The organism is Blautia sp. An249, from assembly GCF_002159835.1.
Lineage (GTDB): Bacteria > Bacillota > Clostridia > Lachnospirales > Lachnospiraceae > Blautia_A > Blautia_A avistercoris.
Window position 1 is genome coordinate 1 of the sequence record NZ_NFJL01000030.1, and the last position, 21,755, is coordinate 21,755.

A 21,755-nucleotide genomic window follows, 5' to 3' on the forward strand; every position below is an offset into this window, starting at 1 on the left:
AAAGACCGCACCACCCATCCGCCCCGCTACATCGTGATTTTCAAATCCAAGCAGGCGGACAATCTGGAACAGGCGTTTAAGGAGTTTACCGCCAGGAAGTTGAGCCGGGAGGAACGGCCCTCTATCCGAAAGACCCTCTCCGCCCTGAAACAAAAGGCTGCGGCCAAAACCCAGCAGCGGGCCAAGGAGAAAGTCAAGGAAAGGGGGCTGTCACTTTGAAACCAGAAATCAAGAAACTAATCATTTCCAACCTGCCTTATCTGTTGTTTGTGTACCTGTTCGGCAAGCTGGGCCAGGCGTACCGGCTGGCGGCGGGGGCCGACCTTTCCCAAAAGCTCCTGCACTTTGCGGGCGGATTTTCGGCAGCCTTTGAAAATGCGGCCCCCAGCTTCCACGGCTTTGACCTGCTGATCGGCGTCGCCGGTGCCGCCGCCCTGCGGCTGATGGTGTACTGCAAAGGCAAGAACGCCAAGAAATACCGCAAGGGGGAGGAATACGGCAGCGCCCGGTGGGGCGGCCCTAAAGATATAGCCCCGTACATCGACCCGGTTTTCGATAACAACATTCTCTTGACGCAGACGGAACGCCTCACCATGAACAACCGGCCCAAAGACCCCAAGACGGCCCGGAATAAAAACGTGCTGGTAATCGGCGGTTCCGGCAGCGGCAAGACAAGATTTTTCGTGAAGCCCAACCTCATGCAATGCGTGTCCAAGGACTATCCGACTTCATTTGTTATCACTGACCCGAAAGGGGGCCTGATCGGGGAGGTGGGACAGCTTCTTGTGCGGAGCGGCTACCGGGTGAAAGTGCTGAACACCATTAACTTTTCCAAGAGTATGCGCTATAACCCGTTCCGCTACATCCACAGCGAGAAAGACATTTTGAAGCTGGTAAACACCCTCATTTGCAACACCAAGGGCGAGGGCGAAAAGAGCGCCGAGGATTTTTGGGTCAAGTCGGAACGGCTTTTGTACTCCGCCCTCATTGGCTATATCTGGTACGAAGCGCCGGACGAGGAAATGAACTTCACGACGCTGCTTGAAATGATAAATGCCAGCGAAGCCCGCGAGGACGACCCGGAGTTTCAGTCGCCGGTTGACCTGATGTTTGAACGACTGGCGGAAAAAGACCCGGAACATTTCGCGGTGCGCCAGTACAAGAAATTTCTGCTTTCGGCTGGCAAAACCCGCAGCTCGATTTTGATTAGCTGCGGGGCCAGGTTAGCGCCCTTTGACATCCGGGAGGTGCGGGAGCTGATGGAGGACGACGAACTGGAACTGGACACCATCGGGGATGAAAAGACGGCCTTGTTTCTCATTATGAGCGACACGGACACGACCTTTAACTTCATCCTGGCTATGGTGCAGAGCCAGCTAATCAACCTCTTATGCGACCGGGCCGATGATAAGTACGGCGGGCGGCTGCCCGTCCATGTGCGGCTGATACTGGACGAGTTTGCCAATATCGGCCAGATACCAAACTTTGACAAGCTGATTGCCACCATCCGAAGCCGGGAAATCTCGGCTTCTATCATTTTGCAAAGCCAATCGCAGCTAAAGGCCATTTACAAGGACGCGGCGGAAATCATTTCCGACAACTGCGATTGTACGCTTTTCCTTAGTGGCAGGGGAAAGAACGCCAAGGAGATCGCGGACGTGCTGGGGAAAGAAACCATTGACAGCTACAACCAGAGCGAGAACCGGGGCGCGCAGACCTCCCACGGACTGAACTATCAAAAATTGGGAAAGGATGTGCCATAATTCATGGTGACGAGTTCAGTTGCCTTGAATAACGGATGAACAGGGACACGATCAACTGGATTCGTACAAAACCGAATACAGGAGGTCGATATGGAAACATTGAAGAAGCGTATCCATGATGACAGCAACGGTCTGGACTATGTTCTGGTCGGGGACTATTACATACCGGACTTGAAACTGCCGGAGGGAAGCCGCCCCATCGGAAGGTGGGGCCGGATGCACAAAGCGCACCTGCAGGAACATCGGCCCGGCCAGTACAATGCTTTGCTTCTGTCGGGAAAACTCTGGACATATCTTGCCGATCTGAATGAACAGGCCGCTGACCGGCTGGCGTGTATCGTCTCGCAGATGCAGGAGGCAGAGGGCGTCAATGAGGAAAGGAAAGCCCGTGACTGGCTCTGCTGGGTACAATCTATGAACAGCATCCGCAGCCGGGCCGAGGAAATCATCCTGTCTGAGATGATTTTTGTCTGAGGGAGGTGGCGCATGATTCTAGAAGAAATGTTTAACGGCAGATTTTATCCCTGTGAGACGGTGGTGGTCAATTCGCAGAGGTACAGGCAGGCCCTGACCGCCTGCTCCGGCCTGATGGACACTTTGTCGGAGCGTTTGAGCAAAGAGGACTATGCACTGGTTGAAGAACTGCGGGCGCAGGTGGCAATCGTCCAGTGTGAAGAAAACGAAAGCCACTTCAAATACGGTTTTTCGGCAGGATTGCTTGTCCGGCAGGAAGCCCATGAGCAGGTGTCGCAGAGAGACAAAGGGTAGTATCCCTATTGTAGTCGTGCCCATTTTGGGCACGACTACTTTAATCCCATGAAGTGGTGATGGACAAAATGTCCACCACCACTTTAGTGCTGTGAAGCTGTCGGTATTAAAATGATACCGACCAGAAAACGGTCATTCGCTTTATCAAACAAAAGCAGGTGTCCCCATTTCGGGAACACCTGCTGCATTACACAAAAGTGTCCGGGTTATTCGCCCTCCATCAAATCCAAAAGAATACTTTTTTGTGTCACGATCCAGTTTCGGAATTCTTCCGGGCTGGATTTTCTGTTTTTAACCAGGGTTTTCCTCCGCAGGGCTTCCTTTTTGAAGTCCTCAAATGTCGCAAGCATCCGGGCCAGGCGGTCATCGGGGAAGCCGGGCGTTTTCTTCGCTTTGTTGATCACATTGCGCCAGCCCTGGCACTCGTTTTTGTACTGGTGGTCGTAATCGTTCTCCCTGGCACGTTCGTCAAACTCCCGCTTGTTCCGGAGGGCCTGTTCCTTCCGGCATTTGTCGCTGCACAGCTCATACCGGAGGCTTTTTGCCAGAAAAAACTTTCCGCAGACCTTACACTGCCGAAAGTACAGCCCCCAGTCATGGAGGCGGTTCAGGTAGTAGGTAATTAGAGGGAGAAGGGAATCGTAGGCCGCCGCACACTCCATCTGACGTCCGCTGTCCGGAAACCACAGGCTGAGCCGGGTATGCTCCGCCGGTGTCCTGCGGTAGTAGAGCCTTCTGGTGTCCAGCTTTCCCGGCACGCCGGAATCCTTATCATACTGCATGGCATCAGGGATCTGGAATGCGATGGTCAGCTTTGCCATCTCCGCCATGAATTCTTCGCAGGCGATCTCCCTTTTCCGTTTCTCTCTGGCTTTCAGATAGCCGTTCCAGATGCGGAACGCTGTGTACTGGCGGACAGGCTCCCCGGACTGATACTTTTCGGAGAGGAACTGTCCGGCGGCCTGTTCCAGAGCAGGCTGCTCCCAGCGGTTGGTGTGCATGGCGTCCCGCAGAGGGGACAGGCCCAGCCGGTTCCAGCTGCCATCCGCATCTTTGTCAAAGCGGATCAGCATGGTTCCCAGAGGGCTTACGCTGTCATAGAACAGCTCCGCATTCGCATCCCCTTCCAGTCTGGAACGGATTTCACTTTCGGTGCCGATCAATACCCGTTCTTTCAGCTTTTTTCTGTCCAGTGTCAGGACAAACAGGATTTTTTCACGGTATGGCTCCTGTCGGATGAATTGATATTCCATCTGCGCTCCTTTCTTTTATGGTAATTTTATAATCTAATCATATCTGTTACACACATGGTATCACGAAAGTATTGTTCTGTCAATTTTATTCTGCTATGGTATTCGTGCATGGTAATTCCATGATATTGGGTACCTTGAAAACAGAATGACCGTCTGGCAGGGATATGACCGGCAGGAGAAGTGACGCATCCAGCGCGCCAATGCCGGGAGACGCCGCAGGAATGGGGCAAGGAGAACGGCTGTCAGGGAGAACGGCAACAAACAAGTAAACAGGAAATCATTTCATTTTAATTATGGAGGTATGGAAAATTGAGTGAAAACAGGGAAAGGAACAACTATGATGATCTTCCGCTGGTACTGAATGTAGCTGACATCCAGCGCATTATGGGGATTTCCAGGATGAGCGCCTATGAGCTGGTACACACGCCGGGGTTTCCGGCAGTCCGCAGCGGCAGGCTGATTAAGATCAGTAAAAAGGCGTTCTTTGACTGGATGGAGAAGGGAGATCTGGCAGCATAAAAGGTCTGTGCGATGATGAGCAGACTGATTATGCGGAGGCTGTTTAAACGCTTTATTTCGATAAAGTAGCTGTGGTCATTTTGATCACGACCACTTCAACAGAGTAAAGTGGCCGTTCTCATTTTGAGAACGGCTAAAACAAACCATGTATTTAACAGGAGGACGTTCATTTGAAACTGACAAAGTATGAGAAAGAAACCATCATCAACTGGAACGAGGCGGAGAACCTTGCCAGCGTCTACACCTTTAACGCCAGCTTAAAGCGCAGACTGGCTGATTTCAGCCGGAAATATCCGCTGCTGTGCCGCTTGGAGCGCAGCACGCCGGAGGGCAGCGTGACCTATGTGCTGGACAAGTCCCGGCTGTCGATCCGGCTGGTGCCGCCGTACAGAGAGGAACGGAAAGCCGCCGCCAGCGCCTACGCAAAAGAGCATGGCTTTCAGGTGGTAGGGGGAAGAAAAAATTGCCTGAAATCGGGGCGTTTACGAAAAAAACAGCGGGTCTGCACCTAGCATTTTCACAGTCCGCCTGCCTCAGCCTGTTCCATATCCAGTACCATAGGAAGGTGAAAATTGTCCGATTTGGGAGCTGTTTCCCCGATTGGAGGGAAGGAGGAAAACGCTATGGGAAATCTGTATGGATATATCCGTGTCAGTACCAGAGAGCAGAATGAGGACAGGCAGCTCCTTGCGATGAAAGAACTGTCCATCCCGGAGAAAAACTTGTTCGTGGATAAGCAGTCCGGCAAGGATTTTGAGCGTCCGCAGTACCGGAAAATGGTGCGGAAGCTGAAAAAAGACGACCTGCTCTACATCAAGAGCATTGACCGTCTGGGGCGCAACTACGAAGAAATCCAGAACCAGTGGAGAATCCTCACCAAAGAAAAAGGGATTGACATTGTGGTATTGGACATGCCCCTGCTGGACACCCGGCGGGGCAAAGACCTGATGGGGACGTTCCTGAGCGACATTGTTCTGCAGGTGCTGTCCTTTGTGGCGGAAAATGAACGGACGAACATCCGGCAGCGCCAGGCGGAGGGGATTGCCGCCGCAAAAGCCAGGGGCGTCCGCTTCGGCAGGCCGCCCCGGCCTTTGCCGGAAAACTTCCATGACCTGTACCAGCAGTGGAAAAACGGAAAGATCACCTGTTCCGCTGCGGCAAGGCTCTGCGGGATGCCGATCTCCACGTTCCGATACCGGGCGGAGATTTACGAAAAAGCCAAGTTATTGTAAGCGGGCATTTTTGCAGGAATGTGTACCTTCCTACAAAATGCCCGTTTTTCGCTTTACCCGTCTATGATACCACAAATAAACGTCATTTTCTATAAGTTTCAGTGCTTTTCAGGAAGCCCGTCTCTCGGAAAACATCCTGAAAATACCCTGTCGAAAAGGTACAAGATTTAGCAAGTCTTTCCTGCATGGATAACGGATGAAAAGTCGATTGCCCATGAGGAGGAAATTGACTTGATTGTAGGAATACAGGACGAGATACTGAAACTTCATTCTATCGGACTGCTGCGCCACCTTCTTGCGGATAAAACCACAAATTCCAATATCCTTTGGGCCACGGACGCCTACCAGGACAAAGGAATTGAGTATCAGCGAGATAAAGAGATCACAGTAGATTTGATTACCGGCAGTAATTCCGGCGTCATAAAGAACCGGGCACGAAAGGCCATGGAACAGCAGTCCGAACGCACCAGACAGCGGGGGGAAGTATTCACGCCTTTGTGGATTTGCCAGAAGATGAATGACTTCGCTGATGAAGTATGGTTCGGGCAGGGAGATGTATTCATCAGGGATGGACAGCCGACTGACCATGTTGCCTTTCCGGAAAAGCGAACATGGCAGCAATACGTGGATGACCGGCGGCTGGAGCTGACCTGCGGCGAAGCTCCCTATCTGGTCAGCCGGTATGATGCGGCAACCGGCGAGATGATTCCCATTGAAAGTCGTATTGGGATTCTTGACCGCAAGCTGCGAGTGGTGGGTGAAAATGCTACTGATGAAGCGGAGTGGATAACCTGGGCGGTTCGGGCATTTCAGGCGACCTGTGGCTATGAATTTCAGGGAGATAATCTGCTGATTGCCAGAGTTAATCTGCTGATGACCTTTGAGGAATACCTGTTCTTCCGATGGAAGCGAAAACCTACGCCAAAAGAATATCAGACCATCGTTAAAATCATTGTCTGGAACATCTGGCAGATGGACGGGCTTACCGGAGCTATCCCCTACTGCAAGGCGCAGGAGGAATACCGGCAGATGAGCCTGTTTGAGTGGATGGACGGTGAGGAATACAAGGAACAGGCAAACAAACAGGCACCTTGCAGGATTTATAACTGGCGTGGGAAACGCAGCTTGCAATACAGGGAAGTGAACACAGGAGGAAGGAATATGAAGTTTAATTTTGTGATTGGAAATCCGCCTTACCAAGAGGAAAGACAAGGAGATAGTAATACAGCCACACCAATTTATCATAATTTTATGAACTCTGCCTATTGTATATCAGACAAAGTAATGCTTATTACGCCGGCACGTTTCCTCTTTAATGCAGGCTATACTCCGAAAGAATGGAATAAAAAGATGTTGAATGACGAACATCTGAAGGTAATTTATTACTCACCTGAGTCATCATGTGTGTTTCAAGGCGTAGACATCAAAGGTGGCGTTGCAATTACATATCGAGATAGACAGAAAAAGTATGGAGCAATAAAGATTTTTACACGGTATCCGGAAATGAATCAAATTTTGCGCAAGGTGTTAGAATTTAATGGTTTTGTTGGGCTTAACACAATAATTGTAACCAGTTTCGCTTATCATTACGCCAAAACATTGTATGAAGAAAACCCGGAACTAGTTGGACGTGCAAGTAAGGGGCACGATTATGACATTCAATCCAATGCTTTTTCTGTTTTCCCAGAAATATTTTTTGATAATCTTCCTGATGCTGGTAATTACATACGAATTCTAGGCAGAGATGGAGCTAACCGGTGCTGGAAATATATTAAAAGGCGATATGTCACTGATGTGTCAAATTTGGAAGCATATAAAGCGTTCTACCCCAAAGCAACTGGAACAGGTCAATTTGGGGAAACATTGCCCGAAGCTATAATAGGTAAACCTGGTGACGGGAGTACGGTAACATTTTTAAGCATTGGGAATTTCGAGTCTGAAGAAGAAGCCATAAACTGTGCGAAATATACAAAAACAAAATTTGCCCGATCACTTTTGAATGTATTGAAAGTTACACAAGATAATACCCCTGGGAAATGGGCATATGTCCCTCTCCAAGATTTCACCCCATCTTCCGACATCGACTGGTCAAAGTCCATTCCAGAAATCGACCAACAGCTCTATGCCAAGTACGGGCTGGACGACCGGGAGATTGAATTTATTGAAACTCATGTAAAGGAGATGGTGTAGATGGCAGTGCAGATTCAATCCTTCCAGCGTGTGATTCCCATGATCTATGCCTACCAGACGCCGGGAATCCCCTATCATGAGGGATGGACAAAAATCGGATATACCGAAAAGCAGGATGTGCGCAGGCGTATTGAACAGCAGACCCACACTGCCGGTATCCGCTGGGAGCTTTGCTGGCAGGACAACGCCATGTATAAGGACGGCTCCGGGCAATATTTTACGGACCACGACTTCCATGATTATCTGGAAGGCGTGAAGAAAGTCAAACGGGAGCCGGGGACAGAATGGTTCCAGATTGACAGCGGCAGTTCTCAGGTATTCTTCAATACGTTCGCTTCCAGAAAGGCAGAGAAGCCGGTGGATGGCAGCACTTATCAGCTCCGCCGGGAACAGCTGGAAGCCGTTGCCAGGACAAAAGCCTACTTTGAACAGGGCGGTCAGGAATTTTTATGGAACGCCAAGCCCCGTTTCGGCAAGACCCTCTCCGCCTATGATCTGGTGGTACAGATGGGCTTTACCAACGTGCTGATCGTTACCAACCGCCCCAGTATTGCCAACAGCTGGGCGGAAGATTTCCGCAAGTTTATCGGCTGGCAGCATAGGCTGGCCTTCGTGTCAGACACAGACGCTTTGCGGGGCAAGCCCGGTGTTCTGTCTAGGGATGAGTTTATTGATCTAGCTGACCAGTATGAGGGTATGGTTGCCTTTGAATCCCTCCAGGGGCTGAAAGGCTCTGTCTATTTCGGCGGGGAATACGACAAGCTCAGATGGATGGCAAAGGAAGTGCGTGACGCATTCGGAAAAGTGCAGAAAGGCATTGAATTTGACCTCCTGATCATTGACGAATCCCACGAGGGTGTGGATACAGTCAAAACCGACCGGGCCTTCCGCAACATTGCCCGGAAGCACACGCTGTACTTATCCGGCACGCCGTTTAAGGCACTGGCGGGGGGACGCTTTTCAGAGAATCAGATTTATAACTGGAGCTATGCGGATGAGCAGGAGGCAAAGGATTCCTGGGATGGTGAGGACTACAATCCCTACGAAGCGCTCCCCCGCCTGGCTATGTACACCTACCAGCTTTCCAACATGATTTATGAGCGGGTAAAGAAAGGGCTTGACCTGTCCGGTGAGGACGGGAGTATGGAGTACGCCTTCGACCTGAATGAATTTTTTGTCACAAACGAAAGCGGGCGGTTCATGCATGAGGATGAGATCAAAAAGTTTCTCCATGCCCTCTCCACCCAGGAGAAATATCCGTTCTCCACGCCGGAACTGCGCAGGGAACTGTCCCATACGCTGTGGATTCTCAACCGTGTCGCAAGCGCAAAGGCACTGGCAAAGCTGCTGAAGGCAGACCCGGTGTTCAGCGAATATAAAGTTGTCCTGGCTGCCGGTGACGGTCATATGGATGATGACGTGGAAGAAAACGACAAAGCCTTTGACCGGGTAAAGGACGCTATTGCAAACAACGATAAGACCATCACCCTGAGCGTGGGGCAGCTTACCGTGGGCGTAACCATCCCGGAATGGAGCGGCGTGTTAATGCTGTGCAATCTGCAAAGCCCCTCCAGCTATATGCAGGCGGCTTTCCGGGCGCAGAACCCCTGCATCCTGACCCGGGACGGGAAACGCTACCGCAAAGAAACCGCCTATGTATTCGACTTTGACCCGGCCCGGACGCTGATTATTTTTGATGAGTTTGCGAACAACCTGTCTCCGGATATGGTATCCGGCAAAGGGACAAGCGAAGCACGCAGCCGGAATATCAGGCGGCTTCTGAATTTCTTCCCGGTTCTCGGCGAGGATGAGGAAGGAAAGATGGTGGAACTGGATGCTGCGCAGGTTCTGTCTATTCCGAGAAAACTAAAAAGCGTGGAAGTTGTCCGGCGTGGCTTCATGTCCAACTTCCTCTTCCAGAATATCGGTGCTGTATTTGGTGCGCCGAGTATCGTGACGGAGATCGTGAAAAAGCTGAATCCGGCACAGGAAGAAAAGCTGAAACGGAATCCGGAGGATCTGGATCACGCCGCTGACATTGCGGTGGACGAGGATGGAAATGTGCAGATCCCCAATGAGATCGTGATCGGAAAAACGCAGGATTTGTTCGGCGATAAGATTTATGAAGAACTGACACAGACCATCGCTCCGGCGGTCAGCCATCTGGCGGACAGCCCGATGGATTATGACCAGACAAAGCAGACGGCGCAGACGGTTGTAGACACGGTGAAGGATACCATTAAGCAGAAGGTGCTTACGCCGGTAATCGACAACTATGAAGTGAAGAAAAGCACCCAGCACCGGCTGGAGAAAGAGGCTTCCACGGAAATCGACCGGGCATTTGAACAGCTTCAGGGCGACTATGAACAGCAGGTGAATATTGCCCGGCTGGAACATGATAAAAAACGGGAAGCCGCCGCAACAGAGGAGGATGTAACCGCAGCGGACAGAAGTTTTCAGGATGATATGGAAGCTGCCATGCAGAGTTTCATGCAGTCCATGCAGGCGCAGGTGGAGGATACCATCCGGCAGAAGCCGCAGGAACTGGTAGAAAAGCTGGAACGCCATAAGGCCGAGGAAGAAAAACGAAGTATCGAGGATGATGTCCGGGCAAGGCTCCGGGGATTCTCCCGTACCATTCCCAGCTTCATTATGGCATACGGGGACGGACACCTGACCCTGCAAAATTTTGACGAGTACACAGAGAATGATGTGTTTGCCGAAGTCACCGGGATTACCATAGAGGACTTCCGTTTCCTTCGGGACGGCGGCGACTACATGGATGAAAATGGCGTCTCCCGGCATTTTGAAGGACATTTGTTTGACGAGGTGGTGTTCAACGATTCCGTGAATGAGTTCTGGCGGATGAAGCAGGAGCTGGCAGATTATTTTGACGAGAGTAAGGACGAGGATATTTTTGACTATATCCCGCCGCAAAAGACCAACCAGATTTTCACGCCCAAATGGGTGGTACAGAAAATGGTGGATGAGCTGGAAGCGGAAAATCCGGGCTGCTTCGATGACCCTGACAACACTTTTGCAGACCTCTACATGAAATCCGGGCTTTACATTACAGAGATTGTCAAACGGCTTTACCGCAGCGAGAAGATGAAAGAATTATTCCCGGATGAGAAAGACCGCATCCGGCATATCCTTACCAGGCAGGTATACGGGATGGCACCTACGAGAATCATCTATCTAATCGCTACAAATTACATTCTGGGATTTGATGAAAACATGAAGGTGGAGACAAAAAACTTTGTCCAGGCGGATGCTGCGGAAGCGGCAAAGAGCGGAACGCTGGAACATCTGGTCAATCAATATTTTGGATAAAACTACATAATGGTCAAGCCAAAGGCGATCAACCGTATCAAGTTGGTCGCTTTTGTTTTGCCCATTAGCTGGCAGATGCATATGCCAGTTCGTCAAACGGCTGGATACAGCTGGTTGGCAGAAGCGGAGTCTGATACATTTCATTTGTGTGAAGGATACCGTTTTTCTTCCGATGCGAGGACACCCGCAGAGGAAGAAAAAAATCGAAGGAGCTGACTAGAGCCACAGGGCAAACGGCGAAGGTCGGCTTCTTTGGGCGGGAGTACAGAGGGCAGCCAGCCCTCTGTGCCGGGGTGCAGGGGCGGCAGCGCACTGCTGGGGTCAAGGGGCAACGCCCATTGGGCGGGTACAGGGCGGCAGCGCCTGTGCGGTGTGTAGAGGCGGCGAGCCTTTACTCCGGTGTCCAGAGGTGGAAAACCTCGGCCCAGGGAAAGTTGATGCCTGCGTCAACTTGTACTGGGTATTACCTGACGCAAAATTCGCAGGATTTGCGGCTTCGCCGCCCTTCCCCGGCCCCGCAACATCTTCGCAGGAAGGAGGAAAACTGTTTGAAATTGACACGACACAACGGGCGCTCCGGCAGGCATGGCGCCTACAATCCCCGCCACAATGACCGCCGGTTCGATGTAGAGAACAGCGAACACATTGACGCAGAACGGGCAAGGCGGAATGTCTACTGGGACTGCTACCGGGGCTTTACCACACATGACTTCCGGGAGAACCCGGAGCAGCCGGATTTCAGCTTTGAGGAAATCGAGCGGATGTACTATTACGAGCATTACGGCGGCCATGTGGAGGCCCAGAATGCCCGGAATGAGAAAACGCGCCACACGGAGCGCAACCGCACTGTGGAGGACCTGCTGAAAAACAACAGGACCTGCCCGGAGGAAACGCTCTACCAGATCGGAACGATGGAACAATCCGTTCCGTCGGAGACATTGATTGAGATTGTTCGGGAATTTCAGAAGGAATTTGACCGCCGCTTCGGTTCCCATGTCCACATCATTGACTGGGCGCTCCATCTGGATGAGGCCACGCCCCATATCCATGAGCGGCACGTCTTTGACTGCGAGAACCGCTACGGGGAACTGTGTCCCCAGCAGGAAAAGGCGCTGGAGGAGCTGGGCATCCCTCTCCCAAATCCGGAGAAACCCAAAGGCAGGCATAATAACCGGAAACAGACCTTTGACGCCATCTGCCGGACCCTGCTCTTTGACATCTGCCGCAGGCATGGCCTGCATCTGGATCAGGAGCCGTCCTACGGCGGGCGGGAGTATCTGGAAAAGCAGGACTATATCCTGATGAAGCAGAAGGAGAAGCTTGCGGCCCAGGAGCAGAAGCTGGAAGAACTGACGCTGAAGGTTGAGGATGTGGAGACGCTGCTGGACGATGTTTCCGAAGTGGCCTATGACAAGGCAGTGGAGGTAGTGACTGATACTGTCCGGCAGGAAACCCATAAGGAAGATATTCGTATGATTGAGGAAACAAAAAAATGGGTACTCTCACCGGAGCGCAAGGCCCCGAAGAAAGAACGTGAGTACGCCGCAGCCCGGCTGGATGGGGTGATTAGCAAGATTAAAAATGTCATGCAGACTGCATTGGCAAAAATCCAGAAAACGCTCATGCAGCCGGAGGTCAAGAAGGCAGGTAAGGAGCAAATCAAGAAAAAAGCCAGGGAGACGATAAAAGACCGTCTTGCAAGGGCGAGAGTTGACGCTGACCGGGATAACCGGAAGCGTTGGGAGCGGGAGGGGCGTATCGTCCCAACGAAAAAGAACGATATGGAGTTATGAGGCATCTGATTTTCTGCGGATACGGGTGCCTTTTTCTCTGTCTGGAGGTGAGAAAATCGAATGTGTTTGAAGCGGTGAAGCAGGCTGTCCCCACAAGGCAGGCTGCGGAATCTTACGGGGTGCGGATCGGAAGGAACGGGATGGCCTGCTGTCCTTTCCATGATGACAAGCATCCCAGCATGAAGGTTGACCGCCGGTACCACTGCTTCGGCTGTCAGGCGGACGGGGATGTGATTGATTTTACCGCCCGCCTGTTTGGTCTGAGCAGTAAGGAGGCGGCGTTGAAACTGGCGGAGGATTTCTCTGTCCGTTATGACGCCAAAGGCCATGACCCGCCCCGCAGGAGGCCGGTCAAGCGAAAAATCAGCGAGGAACTGCGCTACCGGCAGGCGGAGCAGAAATGTTTCCGGGTATTGTGCGATTACCTGCATCTGCTGGAACGCTGGGAGCAGGAATACGCCCCGCAGAACCCGGATGAAGCATGGAATCCGCTGTTCGTGGAGGCCCTGCAAAAGAAATCGTACACGGAGTATCTGCTGGATATTCTCCTGTCCGGCAGCATGGAGGAACGGGCATCCGTTGTCGTCCAGCATGGAAAAGAGGTGAGGAAGATTGAGCAGCGAGTATCAGAGTTTAGAGCCAGCCACCCGGCAGGCCGTCATGAGCGCAGCCGCAGCCTTAGCGCCGGAGCAGAGCGTTGACGAGGTGCGGGAAAGCCTCTCCGTCACGGAAAAAGGCCAGCCCGCCAACACCATCGGCAACTGCCGGACAGTGTTCTGCCATGACCCGCTGCTGCGGGACGCTATCCGGCTGAACCTTCTGACGGACCGGGTGGACATTGTGCGGGATTTGGGCTGGCGCAGGAATACAAGCGCCCTGACGGATACGGATGTGAAGTATCTGCTTCTCTATTTTGAGCAGACCTACGGCCTGACCAGCGAAAAGAAGATCACTGCGGCACTGTCCATCGTGGCAAACGAAAACTGCTATCATCCCATTCAGGACGTGCTGAACGGCCTTGTCTGGGACGGGACGCCCCGCATCCGCTCCTGTCTCCATCATTTCTTAGGTGCGGATGAGAGCGACTATGTGGAGGAAATGCTGAAACACTTCCTGCTGGGTGCCATCCGGCGGGTGTTTTCTCCCGGCTGCAAATATGAGGAAATGCTCTGTCTGGTGGGTGGACAGGGGGCTGGCAAGTCCAGCTTCTTCCGCCTGCTGGCGATCCGGGACGAATGGTTTTCTGATGACCTGAAAAAGCTGGACGATGACCGGGTGTTCCTAAAGCTGCAAGGCCACTGGATCATTGAAATGTCGGAGATGCTGGCTACCAGCAGCGCCAAAAGCATTGAGGAAATCCGCTCGTTCATCAGCCGGCAGAAGGAAACCTATCGCACACCCTACGAGGCCCAGCCCAAAGACCGGCTGCGGCAGTGCGTGTTCGGCGGTTCATCTAACACGCTGGACTTTTTGCCCCTTGACCGGGCCGGGAACCGGAGGTTCCTTCCGATCATGATATACCCGGAGAATGCGGAGGTTCACATTTTGGAGGACGAGGACGCTTCCAGAGCCTATTTGTTGCAGGTCTGGGCGGAGGCCATGACCATTTACCGCAGCGGCAGCTACTCCATGAAATTTAGCAGAGCTATCCAGCGGCAGCTGGTGGAGGTGCAGAAGGATTTCATGCCGGAGGATACAGAAGCCGGGCAGATCCAGGGATTTCTGGAGAATTACAGCGGGAACCAGGTCTGCTCCAAACAGCTTTTTAAGGAAGCGCTGGGACATGCCTATGATGAGCCGAAGCGGTGGCAGCTTCACAATATCAACGAGATCATGAACACGGTGGTGACAGGCTGGAAGCCGTTCTCTAATCCGAGAATGTTCGCCGGATACGGCAGGCAGAAGGGCTGGGAACGGGATGTTTCCGGCAACGAACTGCCCGGCAACGAAGATGGATTTGTGGAGCTGACGGAGGAAGAATGCCGCCAGTTGGAGCTTCCAAAGGAGTGGATCGCATAAAATTAGCGGTCTGTTGCCGGGATGGTTGTCAGTTGGTTGCCGGGTTCGTTGCCGGGAATTTTTCGGTCTGGATACGGAAAAAGCCCGTAAATAAGGCTTTTTCTAATATCTATCTCTATCTCCGGCAACGAAAGCAACGAGATTTTTCAAGAAAATTCACAAAGTAAGATTTGCGGGCCAGACGGTAGTTTACAGGTTTTCAGAGGTTCGTTGCCGGACTTCGTTGCCGGGGCTGCCGTCCGGCCTGTCATTCTATGGAGGTAGCTTATTGGAAAAAAATAAGAATCAGAAAAACAAAGTCCGCTTTATCGTGGTGCGGGAATTCTCCGGGGAGAAATCCATGCGGGAAGCCTTTGAGCAGCTGATCGAGCGCCAGACCTGCGAACGCTTCGAGGAATGGCTGGGACAGCGGGAAATGGCAGAAAAAGCGGCGTAAAAACGGTTGAATCAGGGACAGGGGCATGATATTATAATGGTATCGTGTCCCTGTTCATAGAAGGAGAACGCTATGAGCAGGAAAAAACAAGTCTATGAGAAAATCACCGCTCTCTACTGCCGGATCTCTCTGGATGACGGCGGCGACAATGAGAGCATGAGCATCAGCAACCAGAAACTCATGCTCCGGGACTTTGCTGAAAAGCATGGGATGTTCCAGTATGAGTATTATGTGGATGACGGTTATACGGGCCGCAACTTCAACCGCCCTTCGTTCCAGCGTATGATCGCTGACATTGAGGCGGGGAAAGTCGGCTGCGTCATTACCAAAGACCTATCCAGACTTGGTAGGAACTATATCGAAGCCGGAAGCTATATCGAAATCTTTTTCCCCAAACACAATGTGCGCTATATCGCCATCACGGACGGCGTGGACAGCCTGACCCGCCAGGAGATGGACATCACGCCCTTTAAGAATATCCTCAATGACATGTACAGCCGGGATATTTCCAAAAAGGTGCTGGCTGGCATCACCACCCGTTCCCGGCAGGGGAAGTTCTGCGGAGGGACGCCGCCCTTTGGCCTGATGCGTGACCCGGAGGACAAAGGGCATCTTATCCTTGACCCGGAGACAGCGCCCATTATCCGCAAGATTTATGACTATGCCCTGGACGGGCTGGGCTGCATGAGGATTTCCAAACGGCTGATGGAAGAAAAAATCCCCATCACCCATGTCAAGGCCAACACGGAGTTTGACGCCAACTACTATTCTTGGGGCGGGGCGAGGATCAGCCATATCCTGCGGAACCCTTTTTACAAGGGTGCGCATCTGGTCTTTCGGACGCATCAGAAGGGCATCCGCTCTGGCACCTATGACATTATTCCCCGTGAGGACTGGGAAATCATTGAGGGCTGCCATGAGGCGATCGTGACACCGGAGGAATGGGAACAGGTGCAGGCCATCATTGACCGCAGGCCCACGATTATGAAGGGCAATGCCTGCCCCTTCTACAACCTGTTCCACGGGCTGGTCTACTGCGCCACCTGCGGTAAGTCCATGCAGGTGCGGTATGAAAAAGTGGGCCGAACCGGCAGGAACCGCTTCACCGGCGAGCTGCGGGAACCGATTGACAAGGCGTATTATATCTGCCAGACCTACAACCGGATGGGCTGCAAAGTCTGCTCCAGCCACAAGATCGAGGCCAGGGATTTATACAATCTCGTATTGAAGGATATACAGGAATTGGCGGCGCAGGCCATGAAGGACGCCGATGCGTTCTACCAGCGCCTCAGCCGCCGGATGGAGCGCCGGTATCTGGTGGACGCTTCCCAGACCGAGAAGGAACGCAAAAGGCTGGAAGCCCGAAATCAGGAAATTGACGGGATGTTTCTAAGCCTGTACACGGATAAGGCCAAAGGCATCCTGACTGAACAGCGGTTTATGAAGCTGACGGCGGCGCTGGAACAGGAACAGGAAGCCAACCAGAAACGCCTGCATGATCTGGCGGTGATGCAGAGCCGGGCTGACGCACAGGAAAGCGAAGTCCGCACCTTTATCAAAGAAATCCGGCGCTATTCCGCCATTGAGGAACTGGACGAGTCCGTACTGAACCGACTTATCAGCAAGATTTTAATTGGCGAAGTCAAGAAGGTGGACGGCCAGAAGGTGCAGGAAGTTAAGATTATTTATAACTTTGTCGGTGAAATACCTTTAACATGAGTTGATTTTGCTGATAAGTTTGTCATGAACTTTCCGTCAAAAAGCAGTTGTAACATTATATTAGAGATGGTATAATACAGAATTACCGCTAAGGAGGTGTAAATCCATGGCTAAAAAGAAATACTATGCAGTAAAGGTTGGAAGAATCCCTGGAATATATGGTACGTGGGATGAATGCAAAGCACAAACGGATGGCGTTTCGGGTGCGCAATATAAATCGTTTTCTTCATTAGAAGAAGCAGAACGATATGTGCGAGAAGCAGCTGAAGATATTCCTAATATATTGCCGGAGGTCACCAATAATGTTGCTTTAAACACTCAAGTTGAAAATCAGATCGCAGCTCTTGGCGAGAATGAAGTTGTAGCTTTTGTTGATGGTAGCTATGATGTAACGGAGGAAAAATCTGCTTTTGGTACGATTATCTTCAGTCAAAGTGGAAATAAAGATATTTTGTATAAGGCTTTTACAAAACAATTAGGCGAAGAATTTATTTCTCTTAGAAATGTTGCTGCCGAACTAGAAGGAGTAAAAGAGGCAATTAGTTGGGCTCTCCAGTACAATAAAACCAAAATCACAATTTATTATGATTATGAAGGTATAGAGAAATGGGCAACAGGTCAATGGAAGGCAAATAAGGCAATTACCAGAAAGTATGTGCAGTTTGTTCAAGAAAAAAGCAAAGCTTTACAAATCGAGTTTATAAAAGTTCCTGCGCATGCAGGAGTTAAGTATAATGAAGAAGCTGATTCTATTGCCAAAAATGCTTTGTTGGCTAAAGGGCATAAAACCTACAATGACGGTTCCGTTTATTTTGTAGGGTATAGTGTACAAGATTGGAAAACAATAATTCAATGCATCAATGATGAAAATGCAGAATTTGCTGATGAAAAAACAATATCTCCACTTACTTTTAGTCAGGAGACTATTGGAACAAGAGAAAAGATTCGAGTTACGCAAGACAGAAATACGGTTGTCATAAACTGTTATAGGAATTCAAAAACATATGTTCAAGGGAAACAAACCGTATTATTCCAGAAAATTATATCGACTGCAATTGAGTTGTTGGGAAACAAGCAGACTGTAATTGAAACTTTAAATAGTTATCATGCTTTGACTCTTAAGGAAAATGAAATCGAAACACGGTTTGAGCTGGTGTTGCCCCATTATAGGCATGAGTCAAAAAAACACTATACAAATCTTTTATCTGCGGTTTACAATACGATGCTTACGGGATATATGCCAGATTATACTTGCTTAGTCACTCCTATATTTAGGGCATATGAGTATTATCTGCATAGGATACTGGGGGACATCATGGGTTTGGATACTGAAACGGATAAAGGAACAAATAACTTTTCTTTCTTTTCTAAAAATTCTGTTGGACTATATGAATGTAATAATAGAAGGAAAAATTTGTTGTCACAGCAGCAGTTGGATTATTTAAATAATCTTTACACCCAATACAATAGCGTCAGACATCCATACTCTCATTGGTCGGCCAGTGATGTTGATACCGCGGTTATTACAGATATTGCAACTGCTAGGGATTTGTTGAATGATGGTTTAGTTCTTATAGATCAGTATTATAGTTTGTTTTGATAGCTAATTTGTTTGGAAGGAGGTATCGTAATGAAAAAAGTGATTTATAATCAAATTGCAGATAAGGATTATCTTGGTATTGTTACAGTTCTTGATTACGAGACCTCTGTGCGAAAAAGTTTATCAAACATTCGCATTTGTCCCCACGATAGGATTCAACGCAAGATTATAGTCGATCTGGCTCTAAAAGTGGGAATAAATGAGTATAGATTTGTGATGTATGATGTAACTGATGATGGAATAATCCTATGGAATACCAGTAAATATATTATTCCTTGTGAAGATATAATAAGACTTGCAAATTCTTTTATAAAGCAAAAAAGCAATATCCTTCCAAATTCTATGTTATCTAGTGCAACACAAGATGCGTTGTTAAGAAGTTAAGAACCACAATTTCATGCTTCAATTTACCTCTTCTCAGTTTGAGAGGAGGTATTTTTTTGCCCATTTTTGAATTCATCACTTGACATTGTGGCAAAGAGTTGATGAGCCAGGACGAGATCGCAACGATGGACGGAGGCAAGTGTATTTTGCAGGTGCGCGGGGTAAGGCCGTTTTTCAGTGAGAAATACGACATTACCCGCCATCCCCGCTATAAATACCTTTCCGACGCCGACAAGAAGAACACCTTTGACGTGGACAGATATTTGTCGTCCCTGCGCCGGAAGAAGCGGCGCGTGGTATCGGAGGATGAAACCTTTGAACTGTACGACATTGACCTGTCGGATGAAGATATGGCCGCTGAATGAAGCGGCGGGCAAAGAAAGGAGCCTGACCTATGGAACACTCGGACGAAATGACATTTGCGGAATACTTCAAAGCCAAATATGAACTTTACAGGGGACTGATTTCCTTTGTCGTCGCCATGCAATGGCTGACAGACCATGATTTTGCAGTACCGACGGACAGGGACGCCCGCCTGATGGAGATTGAAGTGTCCAGGCAAATGTGTGACGCATGGGCTGAAATCTATGGGATTGCCCTGCGGGAATGGCTGGACGGCCAATAACTCCGGGCCGTCTGCGGATTGTGACGTGCTGCTGGCAAATGACCGGCAGCTTTTTTGTACCCAAATCACATCACAATCTAAATTTATGGAGGTAATTTATGGATTTCTTTAATTCTGCTGTTGAGGTTTTGCAGACTATCGTTGTTGGACTGGGCGGCGCACTTTGCGTATGGGGCGGCGTCAATCTGTTGGAGGGGTACGGCCAGGATAACCCGGCCAGCAATGCTCATGTGCCATAAAGTAACACAATAGCAAAGAACAATGACAGCCACCACTATTCCTAAAGTTTATTTTATCTTTCCCCTTGACTTTAATTTTATTTATGGTATACTCAATATTGTTAAAGTCAATAGGAAAGGAGAATTGAGTTGGAGATAGACAAAATTCCGCAGTGGATACTTGCGTTGGAGCCGGAGGACGCAGCCTTTCTAAAGAACTTTGTTTTGAAATCAGGTTCATTGAAGGAAATTGCACGTTTGTATGAGGTGTCCTATCCCACAGTTCGGCTTAGATTGGATAAACTCATTCAAAAAATCGAATTGAGCGATCAAAAGGAGGAAGAACCGTTTTCAACATTTATCAAAGGGTTAGCGGTTGACTCCCGGATTGATTTGGAAACTGCGAAAATCATTATCGAAAAATATAAACAGGAAAAGGAGAAAGAATCATGAAACATTGGATTATAGTGATTATTGCGATTGCATTGTTTTTCTTGCACGAGCGGTTAAGCGCAACAAAATATTGGTTTTTAGGTGGCCTACTTCCTTTAGCGGGCATTGGTGTGGCAATATATCAACTCATTATTCTTAAAACGACTTTATCCACAACGAACATCATCGCATACATTGTTTTCTTTGCTGTATCGTTCCTTCTCTGGATTGTAGGTAGGTATGAGTATAAGCAGAAAGAAATAAATAAAATGAAAGCAAAAGATATTCAATGAGAAATATAAACAGGAAAAGGAGAAATAACCATGATTGAGTTAGTTGTTGGATTTGCTATTGCTGCGGTACTTTTAATTGCAGAATACCTTTTGTGTACGAAATTAAAAAGTCCTCTTTGGGGCGGAGTTATTCCCGTTTTAATTCTTGCTGGAACGATTTGGATTTTTGCCAGTGGCAGAATACCTCTGGAAACAAGATATTTATTCCCGTTTGTTATTCTGAACACTCTATTTTTTGGAGATTGGGGAACAGGCCGCGACAAATACAAGAAAATTAAGCAAGCAGAAATGGAACGCATGAAAGCTAAAGATATTTGATAAATAGCAAAGCCAGCCGAGCCAGTCAACGGTCAAGATGAACGGGCTACGCCCGCCGTTGACAGCCCCGCCCGCCTTTGCTGGTAGGCAATCAAGGGGCGACAGCAAGGGGTGCTGCCGCCCCTTACTATTATTCAGAAAGGGGGAATTTCCATGACCGAGATTGAAGCCTATCAAGAGTATATCCGGTGCAAGCACAACGCCTTTTGTAAAGCCGTTATTCGGTATGCCGCCATCGGGAAAATCATACGGCTGCGGCAGAAATGGGAACGGGAAGTTTCCCTTGACTATCTGATGAATGAGAAGTTTGTCCAGTTTGCCGAGCCGGAGCCGGACGAGGAATACCCCTTTATCGTCTGCGGCCAGACCGTCTTATTGAGCAACGCCGCCCTTGCCGACGCGATCTCTGTTTTGCCGGAGCAGACACAGGAAGAAATCCTGCGCTATTACTTTCTGCGCCAGCCGCAGCGCGTAATCGGGGCGTGTATTGGCCGGTCACGCAGCACAGCGGGGCGGCATATCCAGCTTGCCTTGCAGCGGCTGCGCGAAGAAATGGGGGTGAGCCAGTATGAGTAGACTTCTCCCCTATGAAACAATCCTCAAAGCCCGTGAGGGCGACCCGGAAGCGGTGAACGCTGTCCTGCTCCATTACGCCGGATATATCCGCTATTTCTCCAAAGTGAACGGGCAGGTCAACGCCGAGGTGGAGGACTATGTAAAGCAGCGGTTAATTGACTGTCAATTCAAGTTCCGGCTTGACGATCCGCCGGACAAGCCATAAAAACCGAATACCAGCCGCCACCAGCGCGGCCAGCGAAAGCAGTAAGTCTTGCAAAAGATTTGCTGCTTTTTTTGTTGTC

23 protein-coding genes and 2 pseudogenes are annotated in these 21,755 nt (G+C 49.9%); 24 read left to right on the plus strand and 1 reads right to left on the minus strand.

The window, feature by feature from the left end:
* From B5F53_RS18165 to B5F53_RS18180, 4 genes and pseudogenes are all read left to right on the plus strand, one after another.
* Positions 1-219, plus strand: a 219-nt coding sequence (locus B5F53_RS18165) for a DUF3801 domain-containing protein (protein ID WP_140398280.1), incomplete at its 5' end; no start/stop codon positions are given.
* Positions 216-1,757: pseudogene (locus B5F53_RS18170) on the plus strand (VirD4-like conjugal transfer protein, CD1115 family); the annotation flags it as partial. The gene B5F53_RS18165 and the pseudogene B5F53_RS18170, both read left to right, overlap by 4 nt.
* A gap of 96 nt (positions 1,758-1,853) precedes the next feature.
* Positions 1,854-2,237 carry a TnpV protein gene (locus B5F53_RS18175; RefSeq protein WP_087226667.1) on the plus strand — a complete coding sequence of 128 codons (384 nt, stop codon included), beginning with the start codon at positions 1,854-1,856 and terminating at the stop codon, positions 2,235-2,237.
* Between the two features lie 12 nt (positions 2,238-2,249).
* Positions 2,250-2,531 carry a DUF6809 family protein gene (locus B5F53_RS18180; RefSeq protein ID WP_087226670.1) on the plus strand — a complete coding sequence of 94 codons (282 nt, stop codon included), beginning with the start codon at positions 2,250-2,252 and terminating at the stop codon, positions 2,529-2,531.
* A gap of 206 nt (positions 2,532-2,737) precedes the next feature.
* On the opposite strand, the gene B5F53_RS18185 is transcribed toward B5F53_RS18180, so the two are convergent.
* Positions 2,738-3,784: a DUF6076 domain-containing protein gene (locus tag B5F53_RS18185; RefSeq protein ID WP_087226673.1), complete on the minus strand. Its 1,047-nt coding sequence runs from the start codon at positions 3,782-3,784 to the stop codon at positions 2,738-2,740.
* 309 nt (positions 3,785-4,093) lie between these two features.
* Here B5F53_RS18185 and B5F53_RS18190 point away from each other — a divergent pair, with 309 nt between their 5' ends.
* The 20 genes and pseudogenes from B5F53_RS18190 to B5F53_RS18280 all read left to right on the plus strand — a co-directional run bounded on the left by B5F53_RS18190 (position 4,094) and on the right by B5F53_RS18280 (position 21,676).
* Positions 4,094-4,303, plus strand: coding sequence for a helix-turn-helix domain-containing protein (locus tag B5F53_RS18190; protein ID WP_087226676.1), 210 nt, complete (start codon positions 4,094-4,096; stop codon positions 4,301-4,303).
* A 170-nt stretch (positions 4,304-4,473) separates the two neighbouring features.
* Entirely contained in the window at positions 4,474-4,815 is a 342-nt protein-coding gene (locus B5F53_RS18195; protein ID WP_087226679.1) for a molecular chaperone, read from the plus strand.
* 111 nt (positions 4,816-4,926) lie between these two features.
* Positions 4,927-5,535: a recombinase family protein gene (locus B5F53_RS18200; protein WP_087226682.1), complete on the plus strand. Its 609-nt coding sequence runs from the start codon at positions 4,927-4,929 to the stop codon at positions 5,533-5,535.
* Positions 5,536-5,766: 231 nt separating this feature from the next.
* On the plus strand, positions 5,767-7,725 hold the full coding sequence (locus B5F53_RS20450; protein ID WP_087226685.1) for an Eco57I restriction-modification methylase domain-containing protein: 1,959 nt from the start codon (positions 5,767-5,769) through the stop codon (positions 7,723-7,725).
* Positions 7,726-11,058 carry a DEAD/DEAH box helicase family protein gene (locus B5F53_RS18210; protein WP_087226688.1) on the plus strand — a complete coding sequence of 1,111 codons (3,333 nt, stop codon included), beginning with the start codon at positions 7,726-7,728 and terminating at the stop codon, positions 11,056-11,058. It begins immediately after the preceding gene.
* Positions 11,059-11,606: 548 nt separating this feature from the next.
* A complete protein-coding gene (locus tag B5F53_RS18215; RefSeq protein WP_087226691.1) occupies positions 11,607-12,851 on the plus strand; it encodes a serine/arginine repetitive matrix protein 2 in 1,245 nt (414 codons plus the stop codon).
* A complete protein-coding gene (locus B5F53_RS18220) occupies positions 12,848-13,552 on the plus strand; it encodes a CHC2 zinc finger domain-containing protein (RefSeq protein ID WP_087226694.1) in 705 nt (234 codons plus the stop codon). Before B5F53_RS18215 ends, B5F53_RS18220 begins: the two co-directional genes overlap by 4 nt.
* A complete protein-coding gene (locus B5F53_RS18225; protein WP_087226697.1) occupies positions 13,512-14,870 on the plus strand; it encodes a virulence-associated E family protein in 1,359 nt (452 codons plus the stop codon). Before B5F53_RS18220 ends, B5F53_RS18225 begins: the two co-directional genes overlap by 41 nt.
* Before the next feature lie 268 nt (positions 14,871-15,138).
* Positions 15,139-15,306, plus strand: coding sequence for a hypothetical protein (locus tag B5F53_RS20170; protein ID WP_204246961.1), 168 nt, complete (start codon positions 15,139-15,141; stop codon positions 15,304-15,306).
* Positions 15,307-15,378: 72 nt separating this feature from the next.
* A complete protein-coding gene (locus B5F53_RS18230; RefSeq protein WP_087226700.1) occupies positions 15,379-17,025 on the plus strand; it encodes a recombinase family protein in 1,647 nt (548 codons plus the stop codon).
* A 106-nt stretch (positions 17,026-17,131) separates the two neighbouring features.
* Entirely contained in the window at positions 17,132-18,625 is a 1,494-nt protein-coding gene (locus B5F53_RS18235) for a ribonuclease H1 domain-containing protein (RefSeq protein ID WP_087226705.1), read from the plus strand.
* A 30-nt stretch (positions 18,626-18,655) separates the two neighbouring features.
* The gene (locus tag B5F53_RS18240; protein WP_087226707.1) at positions 18,656-19,009 is read left to right on the plus strand and encodes a type II toxin-antitoxin system RnlB family antitoxin; all 354 of its coding nucleotides are present in this window, start codon (positions 18,656-18,658) and stop codon (positions 19,007-19,009) included.
* Positions 19,010-19,098: 89 nt separating this feature from the next.
* Positions 19,099-19,374: pseudogene (locus B5F53_RS18245) on the plus strand (VirD4-like conjugal transfer protein, CD1115 family); the annotation flags it as partial.
* Positions 19,375-19,403: 29 nt separating this feature from the next.
* Entirely contained in the window at positions 19,404-19,634 is a 231-nt protein-coding gene (locus B5F53_RS18250) for an antitoxin (RefSeq protein ID WP_087226710.1), read from the plus strand.
* Positions 19,635-19,732: 98 nt separating this feature from the next.
* Positions 19,733-19,873 carry a Maff2 family mobile element protein gene (locus tag B5F53_RS18255; RefSeq protein WP_087226712.1) on the plus strand — a complete coding sequence of 47 codons (141 nt, stop codon included), beginning with the start codon at positions 19,733-19,735 and terminating at the stop codon, positions 19,871-19,873.
* Positions 19,874-20,002: 129 nt separating this feature from the next.
* Positions 20,003-20,305: a DUF2089 family protein gene (locus B5F53_RS18260; RefSeq protein WP_087226715.1), complete on the plus strand. Its 303-nt coding sequence runs from the start codon at positions 20,003-20,005 to the stop codon at positions 20,303-20,305.
* Entirely contained in the window at positions 20,302-20,577 is a 276-nt protein-coding gene (locus tag B5F53_RS18265; protein WP_087226718.1) for a hypothetical protein, read from the plus strand. Before B5F53_RS18260 ends, B5F53_RS18265 begins: the two co-directional genes overlap by 4 nt.
* Positions 20,578-20,607: 30 nt before the next feature.
* Positions 20,608-20,895: a hypothetical protein gene (locus B5F53_RS18270; RefSeq protein ID WP_087226721.1), complete on the plus strand. Its 288-nt coding sequence runs from the start codon at positions 20,608-20,610 to the stop codon at positions 20,893-20,895.
* 153 nt (positions 20,896-21,048) lie between these two features.
* Entirely contained in the window at positions 21,049-21,471 is a 423-nt protein-coding gene (locus tag B5F53_RS18275; protein ID WP_087226724.1) for an RNA polymerase sigma factor, read from the plus strand.
* Complete coding sequence (locus B5F53_RS18280) at positions 21,464-21,676, plus strand: helix-turn-helix domain-containing protein (protein ID WP_087226727.1); 213 nt, start codon at positions 21,464-21,466, stop codon at positions 21,674-21,676. The genes B5F53_RS18275 and B5F53_RS18280 overlap by 8 nt, the downstream gene beginning before the upstream one ends.
* Positions 21,677-21,755: the final 79 nt, after the last annotated feature.